Origin of the sequence: Yersinia sp. 1652 StPb PI, assembly GCF_041538345.1 — a bacterium.
GTDB lineage: Bacteria > Pseudomonadota > Gammaproteobacteria > Enterobacterales > Enterobacteriaceae > Yersinia > Yersinia enterocolitica_E.
Window position 1 is genome coordinate 1214626 of the sequence record NZ_JAULSM010000001.1, and the last position, 15217, is coordinate 1229842.

Consider the following 15217-nt stretch of genomic DNA (forward strand, 5'->3'; position numbering starts at 1 on the left):
GATTACTTCGCTTTGCCTTGGTTGGCAACAGCGGCGGCTTTAGCAGCGATTTCATCAGCGTTACCCAGATAGTAACGTTTGATTGGTTTGAAGTTTTCATCAAACTCATACACCAAAGGTACGGCAGTTGGGATGTTCAGCTCAAGAATTTCATCTTCGCTCAGGTCATCCAGATATTTTACCAATGCTCGCAGAGAGTTACCGTGGGCGGCGATAATGACACGCTCACCACTGACAATGCGGGGTTTGATCACTTCATTCCAGTAAGGAATAACACGTTCGATGGTCAGCGCCAGACTTTCTGTGGTTGGCAATTCTGCATCGGTAAGCTTTGCGTAACGTGGGTCATTGCCAGGGAAGCGCTCATCGCTTTTTTCCAGCGCAGGTGGGGTGATAGCAAAACCACGACGCCACAATTTAACTTGCTCGTCGCCATATTTGGCCGCAGTTTCTGATTTATCCAGACCTTGCAGTGCGCCGTAATGACGCTCATTCAGTTTCCAGGTTTTTTCTGTTGGCAGCCAGGCCTGATCCAGTTCATCCAGCACACTCCACAAGGTGTGGATAGCACGTTTCAGTACTGAGGTATAAGCAAAATCAAACGCGAAACCTTCGTCTTTTAACAGCTTGCCGGCCGCTTGTGCTTCTCCACGGCCTTTCTCAGATAAATCAACATCATACCAACCGGTGAAGCGGTTTTCATTGTTCCACTGACTTTCGCCGTGTCGTACCAGAACCAGCTTAGTTACTGCCATAGCGTTAACTCCTTTAATGTGAAACTCAATCTCTATACCCGTCGGACTTGAAGACGCTGTCTAACCACGCTATTACCGGAGGGTATAGATTAATATTCAATGATAACTATTATCATTATATTGCGGGATTGCCGCCAACAGCAATGGTTTGTGTTTAACCATAGCCAATTTTTTAGCGGAAGTTAAGCTCATTGGGGTTCCCTTGCTTACCGCCTTCCTGGATCTTGATATTTATTAGGTATCGGTTTATATCCAATTAAAAAAGGGGTACTAAATACCCCTCCGGCTGCGGGGATTAGGCGGTTTTCTTCAGGCAGGTACTCATAAAGGTTTTACGCTCATCACCTTTTAATGCTTTGGCCGCTGCGTCGGCATTGCAGCTTTTCATTTTCTGCTGTTGTGGCGTCAGGGCTTTTTCATCGGGATGAATCTGCGCTTTCAGGCACTGGCTCATAAACTTCTTCCGATCATCGCCTTTCAGTGATTGGGTCGTTGCCTGCTGATTACAGTCAGTCATCTTCTTCTGTTGTGCGGCCTGAGCGGGTGACGGTGTTTTCGCCGTATCTGCTGCCATCACATTGACACTAAGCAGTAATCCCGCACAGAGTAACCATAGGGTAGTTAGGCGCATAAACATTCCTTAAATAATGTTGAGGGTCGGAAAGGGCGGGAAACAGGTCAGTATCACCGCAGATAGATGCTGTTAAGCGTAGTCGGCAGTGCTCAATATGGGTAGTTATCCCCGTCATCTTTCAAACAGCGTTCAAATCGGTTCCCGACCGATTTGTCACCCGAATCACTGACCTATGTCAGCTCATCGGGATCTCGTCTTCCTGCATCTTGAAATCTGTTGGGTATATAGCTTTATAGCGCGATAAAGTGATAAACCGTGGTGGCGCGGTAGGTTTTCCCCGGTTTTAGCCAGCAATCAGGTTGTGGCCATTCGGGGTGGTTAGGGCTATCAGGTAGGAATTCACTTTCCAGCGCTACGCCGGTGTAGCTGGCGTAAGTGCCCCCTTTGCGGGCCGGTGTTCCGCCAAGGAAGTTGCCACTATACAACTGCAACGCAGGTGCGGTGGTATAAACACTCATTTGTACCCGGTTATCAGATGACCACAGATGAGCCGCCGGGCTTTCGGTTGCACCGCAAGTACGATGGAGCAGGTAAGCATGATCATAGCCTTTAACCCGCTGCTGACAACGGTCTTGCAGGAAGTCGCGTGCCAGCGTTTTTGGTTGTCGGAAATCCATACCGGTTTTCTCAACATTGGCCAATCCGCCGCTTGGGATCCCTTCACTATCAACCGGTAAGTAACGATCCGCAAATAGCTGCAACCGATGCGCCCGCACGTCCAGCCCTTCACCATCAAGATTAAAGTAAGCATGATTGGTCAGATTCACCGGACAGGTTTTATCGACCTGAGCCTGATAGTGGATCTCCAATCGGTTATCTTCCGTCAACAGATATTGCACTTCGGCGGTCAGATTACCGGGGAAGCCCTGATCACCATCAGGTGAGTGCAGTTGATAAGTCACCTGCCTCTCATCCTGCTTAACCTTTTGCCAGCGGCGAGCATGGAAACCTTCTGGACCACCATGCAGTTGGTTAGGTCCCTGATTAGGTAACAAATTGAGGGTTTGACCCTCCACCGTGATTTGGCTGTTAGCAATGCGGTTGGCATAGCGGCCAACGGTGGCACCAAGATAAGCGGCTTGACGTAGGTAGTCTGCGGGGGTCTGGCAGCCCAGCAATAGCTCGCGCTTTTCGCCATCGGTCAGCGGCAGTACCGCTGACAGCCAGGTTGCGCCCCAGTCCATCAGCGTTACACTCATACCGGCTTTATTATGCAATTCGGTCAATTCAAAGGGGTGACCATCTGGTGCTAACTGGTCAACACTGCTTGATGATGCAGCGTCGTTTTTCAGCATAAACCCGCTCCTTGTGAAGCCTGACATACGTAGAAGGTCTCTTTCCTACCGCCGCTATGAGCCGGATACTCCTGGGCTACGGCCGCACGAACCTGCTCAACCAGCGACGTTGGCATCAGTGCGACAATGCAGCCACCGAACCCCCCGCCAGTCATACGAACACCACCTTGCTCCCCAATAACGGATTTCACAATATCCACCAAGCTATCGATCGGCGGAACTGTGATCTCGAAGTCATCACGCATCGAAATATGAGACTCCTGCATCAATTGCCCCATCAATTTCAAATCACCGGAGGCCAGGGCATCTGCTGCCGCTAGCGTGCGTTCGTTTTCGGTAATCACATGGCGTGCACGCTTAGCGACGACGGGATCCAGCTCATCCTGAATAGAGAAGAATAGGGTTGGATCCACATCACGCAAGGCTTTAACACCAAAGAAACGGGCGGCAGTTTCACATTGCTGGCGGCGGGTGTTGTATTCGCTATCAACCAGACCCCGTTTCACATTGGAGTTAATGATAACGACCGCAACGTTTTCCGGCATGGCCACGGCACGGGTTTCAAGGGTACGGCAATCGATCAGTAGTGCATGATCTTGTTTACCCAGCGCTGAAATGAGCTGATCCATAATGCCGCAGTTACAGCCAACAAACTGGTTCTCTGCCTCTTGCCCATTCAGCGCCAGATCGACACCGCTAAGGGGCAATTGATAAAGAGACTGCAACGCTTGCCCGACCGCGACCTCAAGTGATGCTGAAGAGCTGAGACCGGCACCTTGTGGCACATTGCCACTGATCACCAGATCTGCACCACCAAAATCGGCATGGCGCAGTTGCAAGTGTTTCACCACGCCGCGCACGTAATCCGCCCAGCGGTATTCGGCATGTGGGACGATTGGCGCATCCAGTGAAAATATATCCTGCTGATTTTCATAATCAGCAGCAATAACACGAATCTGGCGGTCATCACGTTTGCCACAACTGATGACGGTTTCATAATCAATGGCACAGGGCAGCACGAAACCGTCGTTATAATCGGTGTGTTCGCCAATAAGATTGACGCGACCCGGCGCTTTGATAGTGATGTCAGGTTCTTGATTAAACTGTTGGCGGAAAATAGCCTGGGTATGCTGTTTTAAACTCATTATTTGACTCCGGCTTCTCGATAATGAACATCACTTACTGCCCGCAGGTGTTCAGCCGCCTGTTCTGCTGTAAGGTCGCGCTGGGTTTCAGCCAACATCTCATAACCCACCATAAATTTACGTACCGACGCCGAACGCAGCAACGGCGGATAAAAATGAGCATGCAATTGCCAGTGTGTGTTGTCGTCTGCGTTATACGGTGCGCCATGCCACCCCATCGAATAGGGAAAAGAGCACGAGAACAAGTTGTCGTAGCGGCTGGTCAGTTTCTTCAGGGCAATAGCGAGGCAACTGCGCTGCTCCACGGAGAGGTCTTCTAACCGCAGCACATGGGCTTTGGGCAGTAATAATATTTCAAACGGCCATGCTGCCCAATAGGGCACTACCGCCAGCCAGTGCTCGGTTTCAACTACCGTCCTGCTGCCGTCACGACGCTCACGTTCAGCATAATCGACCAGCATGGGGGACTGATTTTGCTGAAAATAGTGCTGTTGCAGGCTGTCTTCCCGTGCTGCTTCATTTGGCAAAAAACTATTGGCCCAAATTTGGCCATGGGGATGCGGATTTGAACATCCCATCGCCGCGCCTTTATTTTCAAATACCTGCACCCATGGGTAGGTTTGGCCTAATTCGGCACTCTGTTGCTGCCAGGTCTGAATAACATCTTCCAACGCAGGCAAAGAGAGTTGCGGCAGTGTCTTACTGTGGTCAGGTGAGAAGCAAATAACCCTGCTGGTGCCGCGCGCGCTTTGGCTCCGCATCAAGGGATCATCACTTTGCGGCGCATCAGGTGTATCTGGCATCAGCGCGGCAAAGTCATTGGTAAACACATAGGTTGATGGATAGTCAGGATTGACATCGCCGGTCACCCGAGTATTACCAGGGCACAAGAAGCAATCAGGGTCGTGCGCCGGTAAATTCTCCGTCGCCGGGGCTTCTTGCTGGCCTTGCCATGGGCGCTTGGCCCGATGAGGTGAAACCAGCACCCACTGATCACTTAATGGATTGTATCTACGGTGTGGATGATCCACAGGGTTAAAATCAGTCATAACAACACCTTAATCGGGATAGCCCTGAGGATTATTGGATTGCCAATGCCAGGTATCTGCCGCCATTTCATCAAGCGAGCGGCGCACCCGCCAACCCAATTGTGCGGCAGCTTTGCTCGGGTCTGCCCAGTAAGCCGGTAAGTCACCTGCGCGGCGCGGGGCAAAATGGTAGGCCAGCGGCTTGCCACACGCCTTGCTGAATGCCTCGACCACTTGTAAAACACTGCTACCCACGCCGGCACCCAGATTGAAAATATGCACGCCAGGCTGATTGTGTAGTTTTTTCATCGCTGCCACATGACCATCTGCTAAATCGACTACGTGAATATAATCGCGTACCCCGGTGCCATCCGGTGTCGGGTAGTCATTACCGAATATGGCCAGCGACTCACGACGACCAACGGCAACTTGTGCAATAAATGGCATCAGGTTATTCGGGATACCTTGTGGGTCTTCACCCATGGAGCCTGACGGATGTGCGCCAACCGGATTGAAATAGCGCAGAATGGTCATATTCCATTGCGGGTCAGCCAGTTGCACATCTTGCAAAATTTGCTCAACCATCAACTTGCTACGGCCATACGGGCTGGATGGCAAGCCGGTCGGGAAGCTTTCGACATACGGAATTTGTGGCTGATCGCCGTAGACCGTGGCAGAGGAACTGAAGATAAAGTTTTTGACCTGTGCAGCACGCATGGCCTCCAGCAATACTAAGGTGCCGAAGACATTATTATTGTAATATTCCAGTGGCTTACTGACCGACTCACCCACGGCTTTCAGGCCAGCAAAGTGAATGACCGCATGGATAGACTGCTCAGCAAATATTCGGTCGAGTAAAGCGCGGTCACGGATGTCACCTTGATAAAGCTTCGGTGTATAGCCGCTAAGGGCATGTATCCGGGCTAATACGCTGGATTTGCTGTTGCAAAGGTTATCGAGGATGACCGGTTGGTAGCCAGCTTCAATCAATTGCACACAGGTATGGCTACCGATGTAACCGCTACCACCTGTTACCAGAACGTACATAAAAGACTCCTCGAATGACTTTAGTCTAAGAAAGATAGCACGCCATTATGTGAGAAAAGGTGATCTGCGCTCAATAATGGAATCGTTTACATTTAAATTTCTCCCAGTTTAATCCCAGCAAAAGCATAAAGACAGGGGAATAAGCAAGGATAGGCAAAAACAAGAGATAAATAACAGTCACCACATAGATAACTGGATTGGTAGCGTTCTCATCCATTAATTCAGCAGAAATGTCCTGCCTGTTATGCACCGCCCGATTCCAGTTAAGAATGCTAGCCTCGGGTCGGTAGATAACCAGGGTAGATAAAGATTAGTGCGATGAATAAAGAGGATAAGTGAAGAACAATAAATGCATCAAATTCAGGGCGAAGTGAAAGGCTACCGCCACCCATAAACGACCACTCCACAGCCATGCCAGGCCGTAAATTAACCCCGCCAATGCGGCGAACACCATCAATAGCGGGCCGCCTGCAATATGTGCTGCGCCAAATAACAGGGCGGTGAGCAGTAGGGCCGGATAGTTACCCAACCACTGACTTAACCTTTGTTGCAAATAGCCACGAAACAGTGCTTCTTCTGCCAGACAAACAAAAAACACATTAGCGACCACAAAGGAACCTATCCATGCCGGGGTGTGCATCTCAATTTTCAGGCCGCCTAAGGCAACAGCCAGCAACAGCAATGCAGGGATACTGACAATCAATACCAGCCAGCTTGCACGGCTCACTGATGGGTGCTTTTTCGCGACAAATAAGGTTGGCAGGCAAGCCAGTAAAATAAAAGGTATTAATGCCTTATCAAGATTGTAATACAGGCTGAAGGGCGCGCTGAGTGGCCCTGTTTTCACTTCATTCAATACATTTAGATTATTAAAACCGGGTACCAGATGCAGAAACAGTACGATTGCTGCCATCACCAGCAGCAATTCCAGTGCGACGGCCGGCCATTTCCGGTGACGATATTTTTTCAGTAGTAGTGCCACAATCAATGTTAGAAGCAAGAATGCGGCTGATGGCAGAGTCAAAACACCGTGATACAAGGCAATTGACAGTGACGACAGCAAGAGAAACAGGGAAAGTACCCGGTTAATTGATAAGAAAAGTAACGAAGCAGCAAGTATGCCCCACATAAATATCCCTTTAATGTTATGCCCGTCATCTTTCAAATCGCAGGTGCGTTGGCCGCTTGATTCGTTCGGCTTATAGGGCTATAGCCCTTTTGAGACTTAGCCTGCGGACTTGCGTACATGCAGTTCAAATCGGCTTATGAGCGGTTTGTCTCTTGCGGCTGGCCTGCACCTGAAATTTATAGGGTATAAATCCTGATGGTGGCTGAATATGTTAACTTTATCGCCGGCGCTGATAGGGGCTGGCAGTAAGAATGATAGCATAAGCCCCCGCCAATAAACGCCGCTTCCGTTGAGGATAGCTCTCATTATCCTCAACGAAAAGCCTGAAGAGTTTTAACCTGCTAACTTTTCCTGTTGGTAGTGATAAATATTGCCATCAGGAACAAAGGTCAAACGGTGGGTAATGCATTGTGGTGCATCTTCAGCATGGTGAGAAACGAATAACAGTTGCGTGTCACCTTCACTGATCATTACATCAATAAAACGCCGTACCAATAGGCGGTTAAGCGGGTCCAAACCCTGCAAGGGTTCATCAAGAATCAACAGTGCAGGATGCTTAACCAGTGCTCGGGCGATCAGTGCCAACCGTTGTTGCCCCCAAGAGAGACTGTGGAAGGGCTGATTAGCGGTCACGGCGGAAAAACCGAGTAAGTCTAACCATTGATCGGCTAATTGTTGTTGGCGATCAGACACCGCCTGATAAATACCGATTGAATCGAAAAAACCGGAGAGAATCACGGTACGTAGATTGGTGCTGACGCGGTAATCCAGATGCAAACTACTGCTGACATAACCAATATGGCGTTTAATATCCCAAATGGTTTCTCCACTGCCACGGCGGCGGCCAAACAGTGTCAAATCATTACTGTATCCTTGCGGATGGTCGCCAGTAATCAGGCTGAGTAAAGTTGACTTCCCAGCACCGTTTTGGCCAATAATTTGCCAGTGTTCACCGGGATTAACCTGCCAACTCAGGTTATGAAGAATAGGGCGGTCATTGTATTCAACCACGCCATTACGCAAGATAATTAGTGGCTTATCTGGTGCGAAAGAGGCCTGCTGTTGCGGGTGTTCTGTTTCTGGCAACAACATACCATCAAGGTTTTCACTGTGCGCCAGTTGGGCAATCAATGCCTCGGAAAGAATCTGCTGGCGGGGGCCAGTCTGGGTTAATTGGCAATCTGCCAGCACACCGAGGTATTGCACAAAATCAGGGATATCATCAAAACGATTTAGTACCAACACCAGCGTGACACCTTGTGCTGAAAGGGTGGATAGCATGCCAGCCAACTGCGTGCGGGCTGTCACATCCAGACCATCAAAGGGTTCATCCAGAATCAACAGATCCGGTTGTGGCATCAGCGCTCGGCACAACAATGTTTTGCGGGTCTCACCAGTAGAAAGATATTTAAAGCGACGCGAGAGTAACTGGCTGATACCAAACTGCTCTGCCAACTGCTGACAACGTTGCGGATCAACGTATTCTTCCTGAATGATCTCTGCGGTAGTACGCCCGGTATCGTCTTCATCTGCGCTGAGTAAATCAGTGTTATTGCGCTGCCACTCTTCGCTGACTAACTGCTGAAGTTGCTCGAACGACAAATGCACGCTGTGGCGAAAATGGTTGTGGCGGCTGCCGCTCAACAGGATTAATTCCCCTGCTAATGCCTTCGCCAACGCGGATTTCCCGCTGCCATTGGCACCGACAAATGCCCAGCTATCACCCGATTGAACATGCAATGCTGGCAGGATGAGTGTCCGGGTGTCACTCAGGCGAAAACAACCTTGCGATATTTGCAACTCCGACATCATTCTTTCCATATCTTGCAACACAATAAGGGTGTTAGGGATAATCGGAAAGGGGCAAAATGTCAACAGTAAATACTAAGGTTATTTTGCATAACTAAGCTAAATTATTTAGCAAAGTGTAGCGATAATGACCCGATCTGCATTGAATTGAGCAATGACGTGACTACCAACATGCAAATTCAGCTTATGTAATTCGCTGTTGTTTTGTGTCGAACACAAGCTGGCTCCCCCGGTCAAGGTCACGATAACTTCACTGTGATCGTTGCCGGGTTCAATACTGGCTACGGTGCCGGGCAGAGAGTTATCAGCAGCACCCGCCAGTGCCTGATCAGTAACCAGTTTTACCCAAGGGGCTTTGATCAGTGCCAACACTTCTTTGCCCGCCGAAAGTTGCAAGCGATCAGCACTCTGTTGAGTGAGTGCCGCAGATAACCGGGTTTTGCCGTCTGATAATAGGATATTGACGTGTTGTTGAACCTGCTGATGATCCCGCTCAATCAGGGTGCCGAAAAATTGATTACGGGCGCTGGTTTGTAAAGAGAAGCGCGAAATAGCGGCCAATAAACTATCGAGTGGCAGCGAATCATCTTTCAGCGTGTCAAATGCCTTTTGCTGAATCTTGGCGAGCAAATCATAAAGTTGAATTAAACGCTCGCCGTAACGAGTCAGGTGCGCGCCGCCACCGCCTTTACCACCCGTTGCCCGCTCAACCAATATTTCCTCGGCTAAGGTATTCATTTCGTTAATCGCGTCCCAGGCACTTTTATAGCTAATCCCAGCCAGTTTTGCGCCCTGGCTGATGGAACCGGTATGCTGTATTTGTTTCAGTAATGCGATACGCCGGGGATCAGCAAACAGCCGTTGCTGAAGTTTTAGGGTAAGAAGAATTTCAGCCTGCATGATTTTTTACTCCGGCGGGAAAGGATTATTGCTATCTAAGTGCTTGTATACACCTGAATCGCACGTTTGGCAGGTTACATTCTTTTGCTGTTAGTTAAAATAACAGGGTTCATTCATCGCTGATATAATTTACAGTAAATGATAGATCCTAGTTATTGTGATAACGTAAGTTATCGCTCAATGAGCAGTAATGAGAGGCTGATATGTTGGATTTATTGAAAAGTCTGGTCTTTGCCGTGGTCATGGTACCGGTGGTGATGGCCGTGATTCTGGGGCTTATCTATGGACTGGGCGAGGTGTTCAACGTCATCTCTAAGACCGGTCACACCAAAGAACGCTCTTAATCTGATTTCTGAATGCCCGGCGCATAGATGCTGGGCATTTTCGTTTTTCTCCCTCATTTCCCCCACTTGTTACCACAGCTCAAGATACCTCACATCTTGCCGATAAACTGCATGACCTGCTTATAATGTTGCGTTATATTCCCATGTATATAGCGATTTCATTAATGCGGAGAACAACATGAAGAATCAATACGGTAACGCCAAGGTTTGGGTAGCGAGTGCAACACTGCTGGCAGCATTTTCCGGCACCACGTTAGCGGCGGACAACATTACAGTGTTTGCTGCGGCTTCATTGACCAATGCATTACAAGATATTGCCGTACAGTATAAAAAAGAGAAGCAGGTTGATGTCGTGGCGTCGTATGCTTCATCTTCAACATTGGCACGCCAGATTGAGCAGGGCGCACCGGCTGATATGTTTATTTCTGCCGATCAGCAATGGATGGATTATGCTATTGATAAACAGCAAATTGTTGCCAATACTCGCTACACCTTATTAGGTAATGAACTGGTATTAATTGCTCCGCAAGACAGTAAAATAGATAAAGTCGTAATCGATAAAAAAACCGACTGGAAGAAATTATTGGATGGTGGCCGTTTGGCAGTGGGCGATCCTGATCATGTTCCTGCTGGGATTTATGCCAAAGAGTCACTGGAGAATTTAGGTGCCTGGTCAACTTTAGCCCCTGAAATGGCGCGGGCCAATAACGTGCGCAGTGCAATGGCACTGGTCGAACGGGCAGAAGCGCCGCTGGGTATTGTCTATGGTTCAGATGCGATAGCCAGTAACAAAGTTAAGGTTGTGGGGATATTCCCGGAAGCAAGTCATAAGCCGGTTGAATACCCGATGGCAATTGTTAAAGGCCATGAAAACCCGACCGTGAGTGCTTTTTATGATTACCTGAAAAGCCCAGCCGCGGCGGTTATTTTCAAAAATTATGGATTTACCCCACGCTAATGATATTGAGTGAGTATGAGTGGCAGGCAATTATTCTGAGTCTGAAGGTTTCAGCGGTTGCGGTGGCGTGCAGTTTGCCGTTAGGCATTTTAATGGCGTGGATTTTAGTGCGCTGCCGTTTTCCCGGTAAATCGTTGTTAGACAGTATTATTCACTTACCACTGGTGCTGCCACCCGTGGTGATTGGCTATTTATTGTTGATAAGCATGGGGCGGCGCGGTTTTATTGGCGAGTGGCTCTATAGCTGGTTTGGCATTAATTTCAGTTTTAGTTGGCGTGGTGCGGCGTTAGCCTCGGCGGTGGTGGCCTTTCCGCTGATGGTGAGGGCTATCCGGCTGGCGTTGGAAGCAGTTGATACGCGTCTGGAACTGGCGGCCCGCACGCTAGGAGCCAATCCGTGGCGGGTGTTTTTCACCATTACGTTACCGCTCTCTTTACCGGGGGTGATTGCTGGCACCGTGCTCTCTTTTGCCCGTTCACTGGGGGAGTTTGGGGCGACCATCACTTTCGTCTCCAATATTCCCGGTGAAACCCGCACTATTCCACTGGCAATGTACACACTGATTGAAACCCCTGGGGCGGAAGCTGCTGCTGCGCGTTTGTGTGTCATTGCCATTATTCTGTCGTTGGTGGCGTTGTTATTATCCGAATGGCTGGCCCGCTGGGGTAAAAAACGCATGGGGGCACCATGTTAGAGCTGGATTTCAGTCAGCAACTGGGCGATTTGGATTTACGTGTTTCCACCAATCTGCCCGCCCAAGGTATCACCGCTATTTTCGGGTTGTCGGGGGCCGGTAAAACTTCATTAATTAATGTCATTGGTGGCCTGACCCGCCCGCAGCAAGGCAAAGTGGTGTTAAATGGCCGGGTGCTGGTGGATGCCGAGCAGCAAATCTATCTGCCGCCGGAAAAACGCAAAGTCGGTTACGTATTTCAGGATGCGCGCTTATTTCCCCATTATCGGGTGCGGGGCAATTTACAATACGGCATGGCCCCGTCAATGCGTGGGCAATTTGACACAATTGTCGGTTTGCTGGGTATCGAGCCACTATTAAGTCGTTTCCCACTGACCCTCTCTGGCGGCGAGAAACAGCGTGTTGCTATTGGGCGCGCATTATTGACAGCCCCCGAGCTGTTGTTGATGGATGAGCCACTGGCCTCTCTGGATTTGCCCCGCAAACGTGAGCTGCTGCCTTATCTGGAGCGGTTGGCGCAAGATGTTAACACCCCTATTTTGTATGTCAGTCACAGCATGGATGAGATCCTGCGGCTGGCAGATCAAGTGGTGGTTATGGATGGTGGCAAAGTGCGCGCGGTCGGCGGGCTGGAGGAAGTGTGGGCCAGTAGTGCATTGCGCCCGTGGCTGCAACGGGAAGAACCGAGCAGCATACTGCGGGTCAGTGTCATTGGTCACCACGACCGCTATGCCATGACCGCGCTGGCGTTAGGTGATCAGCGATTGTGGGTGGGTAAGCTTGATGCGCAAGAGGGTAGCTCAATGCGTATTCGGATTAATGCAGCCGATGTTTCGTTGGTATTACAGCCACCGCAAAGTAGCAGTATCCGTAATATCTTGCCGGTAAAAATTGCCGAATGCCTTGAGGTGGATGGGCAGGTCGATGTCAAACTCGCGGTTGGTGATCAATGGCTGTGGGCGCGGATCACGCCGTGGGCACGGGATGAATTGGCGCTTAAACCCGGTCAGTGGGTGTATGCACAGATAAAAAGTGTCTCGTTTAACCGCAAGAATTGAGGGCGCTAACCCTTGGGTTTACCCGATGATAAAACGCCCGTCAGCCGGGCGTATTTTACTATCAAGCCAGAACATGCTGGCGGATGACGCCAGCAATACCGGGTTGTTCGTTATCGGCAATCACCAGGTCAGCCCGCTGTTTGATAGCATCGGCGCTGTTCCCCATCGCTACCCCCAAACCGGCGCTTTCCAGCATGCTCAGGTCATTAAAGTTATCACCAAAGGCAATCACATCTTTCATGCTCAAACCCTGAGATTCAACCCATTGCTGTAGCCGCTTACCTTTGCTGTTACCCGTCTGTGCGATATCAACTTGATCATGCCATGACCATTCGCAGGCCAACCCCATTTCATTCTCAATCTGGGTTGCGAGCGCTCTCAGTTGCTCAATATCCGAGTGTGAAGTGGCAAATTTCCAGATGGAACTGGCAGTGTGGGCTGCATCGAGCAAGCTATCAACATGGAGTAGCGTCGGGCGCTGAGCGGGTGGTAATGACTCAGCCCAACTGAGTGAGCGAATCACATGTCCGCTGGTTTGTTGATAGAGCATGGCATCGTCCACATACATTAGCCCGTGGATACCGGTTTGCTCCAGCAACTGCAGCACCTGAACCGCTTGTTGAGGCTGCAAGGGGTTTGAATCTAATACCTTTTTTGCATGATAATCATAAATATAGGTACCGTTGCAGCAAATTGCAGGTGTATCAAGTTCTAGTGCCTGATAAAACGGGTGAATAGCAACATGATGGCGGCCGGTCACCACTACCACTTTGATGCCCTCAGCACGGGCTTGTGCCAGTGCGGACAAGGATTCTGGCAGAATACGTTTTTTGTGATCCAGTAGCGTTCCGTCTAGATCCAGTGCAATTATGCGATATGTCATGGCAGCTATAGTCTCGTCGATAAGGGCATTAATAGTATGTTTGCATAGTATTACTTGATGGTACACCGGATGGTGGGTTGATTAAACCAAGCTTGGGAGTGGGTAGCATAATCAGCTAAAAATAAGCAGGATAAGTTTTAAACAGCGCGACAGCAGACTGTTGTTATGTCCGCCGAGTCAGGTAAGCTAGGCTAAATTATTCGCAATTTTGCAATTGTGTTAAGCGCAAGGTTTGTTTGGAAAGACAAATTCGGCCAATTAAAGTTGCCTATACTCTAAATAATTCGAGTTGCAGGAAGGCGGCAAGCGAGTGAGTTCCGATGAGTTGACGCCAGTCAATGATTCGGGTGATTGAACGAAGCCAACACACATGCAGCTTGAAGTATGACGAGTATAATAGGTTCGACTAAGGAGTAGAGATGAAGCAAGTGGTTTACGTGGCAAGCCCAGACAGTCAGCAGATCCATGTTTGGCAATTAGATTCCGCCGGTGCATTAACCTTATTGCAAACGGTAGAGGTGCCGGGGCAAGTGCAGCCGATGACAATCAATCCAAACCAGCGCCAGTTATATGTTGGGGTGCGCCCCGATTTTGCCATTATCAGCTACAACATCAGTGACGATGGCACATTGACCGCTGCTGGCAGGGCACCACTTCCAGGTAGCCCAACGCACATCGGCACTGATTTACAAGGCCGCTTCCTGTTCTCTGCTTCTTATAGCTTTAACTGTGTCAGCATTAGCCCTATTGATGAGCTGGGTGTGGTACAGGCACCTATTCAGCAATTGGATGATTTGCCTGCTCCACATTCGGCGAATATTGATCCGACCAATCAAATCTTACTGGTACCTTGCCTGAAAGAAGATAAGGTGCGGTTATTTGATCTGAGCCTTGAGGGTAAACTGACGCCACACGCTCAGGCGGTGATACCGGTTGCTGCCGGTGCAGGCCCACGTCATATGGCCTTCCACCCCAATAAACACGTCGCCTATTGTGTTAACGAGCTGAATAGCTCGGTAGATGTGTATCAAATCAGCAAAAACGGCCAGGAATACCAGCTAATACAGACGCTGGATGCGATGCCAACAGACTTTACCGGCACTCGTTGGGCGGCTGATATCCATATTACGCCAAATGGCCGTCATCTCTATATCAGTGACCGTACTGCCAGTCTGCTGGGTATTTTCAGTGTTTCTGAGGATGGGCGTGAGATTACGTTGGTCGGGCACCAACAGACTGAAGCACAGCCACGCGGTTTTAATATCGATAACAGTGGTAACTTCCTGATCTCTTCCGGCCAGAAGTCGGATCATATTGCCGTGTATCGTATTGATCAACACAGCGGTGAGCTAACCACTCTGAAGCGCTATGCGGTAGGGAAAGGGCCAATGTGGGTCACTATTTTGGCCCCAAGAGTTTAAAAATAATATTACCGGGCGGGGAATTGTGTCGAAGGGGTCGTAACGGCGTAAGCCGTCGCAACGCCCATCGGTGCAGTCGCCCCGCCAGTCTGCGGACGATATTGCCCACCACTGCT

At 49.7% G+C, this 15217-nt stretch carries 15 protein-coding genes; 5 read left to right on the top strand and 10 right to left on the bottom strand.

The annotated features are described in order from the left end of the window. Positions 1 to 2: 2 nt before the first annotated feature. From gpmA to modE, 9 genes are all read right to left on the bottom strand, one after another. Complete coding sequence (gene gpmA / locus Q2T71_RS05530; RefSeq protein WP_083159566.1) at positions 3 to 755, bottom strand: 2,3-diphosphoglycerate-dependent phosphoglycerate mutase; 753 nt, start codon at positions 753 to 755, stop codon at positions 3 to 5. A 295-nt stretch (positions 756 to 1050) separates the two neighbouring features. Next, positions 1051 to 1386 carry a PsiF family protein gene (locus Q2T71_RS05535; protein ID WP_372558370.1) on the bottom strand — a complete coding sequence of 112 codons (336 nt, stop codon included), beginning with the start codon at positions 1384 to 1386 and terminating at the stop codon, positions 1051 to 1053. Positions 1387 to 1619: 233 nt separating this feature from the next. Further along, entirely contained in the window at positions 1620 to 2684 is a 1065-nt protein-coding gene (gene galM, locus Q2T71_RS05540; protein WP_083159562.1) for a galactose-1-epimerase, read from the bottom strand. Then, a complete protein-coding gene (galK, locus tag Q2T71_RS05545; RefSeq protein WP_083159560.1) occupies positions 2678 to 3829 on the bottom strand; it encodes a galactokinase in 1152 nt (383 codons plus the stop codon). Before galK ends, galM begins: the two co-directional genes overlap by 7 nt. Continuing rightward, entirely contained in the window at positions 3829 to 4878 is a 1050-nt protein-coding gene (galT, locus tag Q2T71_RS05550) for a galactose-1-phosphate uridylyltransferase (protein ID WP_372558371.1), read from the bottom strand. Before galT ends, galK begins: the two co-directional genes overlap by 1 nt. Positions 4879 to 4887: 9 nt before the next feature. Further along, complete coding sequence (gene galE / locus Q2T71_RS05555; protein WP_372558372.1) at positions 4888 to 5904, bottom strand: UDP-glucose 4-epimerase GalE; 1017 nt, start codon at positions 5902 to 5904, stop codon at positions 4888 to 4890. A gap of 310 nt (positions 5905 to 6214) precedes the next feature. After that, on the bottom strand, positions 6215 to 7033 hold the full coding sequence (locus Q2T71_RS05560) for a lysostaphin resistance A-like protein (protein ID WP_372558373.1): 819 nt from the start codon (positions 7031 to 7033) through the stop codon (positions 6215 to 6217). Positions 7034 to 7366: 333 nt separating this feature from the next. Further along, positions 7367 to 8842, bottom strand: coding sequence for a molybdate ABC transporter ATP-binding protein ModF (gene modF, locus Q2T71_RS05565; protein ID WP_372558374.1), 1476 nt, complete (start codon positions 8840 to 8842; stop codon positions 7367 to 7369). A gap of 108 nt (positions 8843 to 8950) precedes the next feature. Further along, the gene (modE, locus tag Q2T71_RS05570) at positions 8951 to 9742 is read right to left on the bottom strand and encodes a molybdenum-dependent transcriptional regulator (RefSeq protein WP_372558375.1); all 792 of its coding nucleotides are present in this window, start codon (positions 9740 to 9742) and stop codon (positions 8951 to 8953) included. Between the two features lie 203 nt (positions 9743 to 9945). On the opposite strand from modE, the gene Q2T71_RS05575 reads away from it, so the two are divergent. The 4 genes from Q2T71_RS05575 (at position 9946) to modC (ending at position 12797) form a co-directional block, all read left to right on the top strand. Beyond that, positions 9946 to 10086: an AcrZ family multidrug efflux pump-associated protein gene (locus Q2T71_RS05575; RefSeq protein ID WP_083159548.1), complete on the top strand. Its 141-nt coding sequence runs from the start codon at positions 9946 to 9948 to the stop codon at positions 10084 to 10086. Between the two features lie 178 nt (positions 10087 to 10264). Further along, positions 10265 to 11044, top strand: coding sequence for a molybdate ABC transporter substrate-binding protein (gene modA / locus Q2T71_RS05580; RefSeq protein ID WP_083159546.1), 780 nt, complete (start codon positions 10265 to 10267; stop codon positions 11042 to 11044). Further along, a complete protein-coding gene (gene modB, locus Q2T71_RS05585; protein ID WP_032907071.1) occupies positions 11044 to 11739 on the top strand; it encodes a molybdate ABC transporter permease subunit in 696 nt (231 codons plus the stop codon). Before modA ends, modB begins: the two co-directional genes overlap by 1 nt. Then, on the top strand, positions 11733 to 12797 hold the full coding sequence (modC, locus tag Q2T71_RS05590; protein WP_083159544.1) for a molybdenum ABC transporter ATP-binding protein ModC: 1065 nt from the start codon (positions 11733 to 11735) through the stop codon (positions 12795 to 12797). The genes modB and modC overlap by 7 nt, the downstream gene beginning before the upstream one ends. A 61-nt stretch (positions 12798 to 12858) precedes the next feature. On the opposite strand, the gene Q2T71_RS05595 is transcribed toward modC, so the two are convergent. Beyond that, the gene (locus Q2T71_RS05595) at positions 12859 to 13680 is read right to left on the bottom strand and encodes a pyridoxal phosphatase (RefSeq protein WP_372558376.1); all 822 of its coding nucleotides are present in this window, start codon (positions 13678 to 13680) and stop codon (positions 12859 to 12861) included. Positions 13681 to 14099: 419 nt separating this feature from the next. Here Q2T71_RS05595 and pgl point away from each other — a divergent pair, with 419 nt between their 5' ends. Then, complete coding sequence (gene pgl / locus Q2T71_RS05600) at positions 14100 to 15101, top strand: 6-phosphogluconolactonase (protein WP_372558377.1); 1002 nt, start codon at positions 14100 to 14102, stop codon at positions 15099 to 15101. The last annotated feature ends 116 nt before the right edge of the window (positions 15102 to 15217 follow it).

Bases quoted from the DNA above. Each gene is read 5' to 3' on its own strand.
- modB (WP_032907071.1), top strand. From the start codon at position 11,044: ATGATATTGAGTGAGTATGAGTGGCAGGCAATTATTCTGAGTCTGAAG.
- Q2T71_RS05560 (WP_372558373.1), bottom strand. From the start codon at position 7,033: ATGTGGGGCATACTTGCTGCTTCGTTACTTTTCTTATCAATTAACCGG.
- gpmA (WP_083159566.1), bottom strand. From the start codon at position 755: ATGGCAGTAACTAAGCTGGTTCTGGTACGACACGGCGAAAGTCAGTGG.
- modF (WP_372558374.1), bottom strand. From the start codon at position 8,842: ATGTCGGAGTTGCAAATATCGCAAGGTTGTTTTCGCCTGAGTGACACC.
- galE (WP_372558372.1), bottom strand. From the start codon at position 5,904: ATGTACGTTCTGGTAACAGGTGGTAGCGGTTACATCGGTAGCCATACC.
- Q2T71_RS05575 (WP_083159548.1), top strand. From the start codon at position 9,946: ATGTTGGATTTATTGAAAAGTCTGGTCTTTGCCGTGGTCATGGTACCG.
- modA (WP_083159546.1), top strand. From the start codon at position 10,265: ATGAAGAATCAATACGGTAACGCCAAGGTTTGGGTAGCGAGTGCAACA.
- modC (WP_083159544.1), top strand. From the start codon at position 11,733: ATGTTAGAGCTGGATTTCAGTCAGCAACTGGGCGATTTGGATTTACGT.
- galK (WP_083159560.1), bottom strand. From the start codon at position 3,829: ATGAGTTTAAAACAGCATACCCAGGCTATTTTCCGCCAACAGTTTAAT.
- Q2T71_RS05535 (WP_372558370.1), bottom strand. From the start codon at position 1,386: ATGCGCCTAACTACCCTATGGTTACTCTGTGCGGGATTACTGCTTAGT.
- Q2T71_RS05595 (WP_372558376.1), bottom strand. From the start codon at position 13,680: ATGACATATCGCATAATTGCACTGGATCTAGACGGAACGCTACTGGAT.
- galM (WP_083159562.1), bottom strand. From the start codon at position 2,684: ATGCTGAAAAACGACGCTGCATCATCAAGCAGTGTTGACCAGTTAGCA.
- pgl (WP_372558377.1), top strand. From the start codon at position 14,100: ATGAAGCAAGTGGTTTACGTGGCAAGCCCAGACAGTCAGCAGATCCAT.
- galT (WP_372558371.1), bottom strand. From the start codon at position 4,878: ATGACTGATTTTAACCCTGTGGATCATCCACACCGTAGATACAATCCA.
- modE (WP_372558375.1), bottom strand. From the start codon at position 9,742: ATGCAGGCTGAAATTCTTCTTACCCTAAAACTTCAGCAACGGCTGTTT.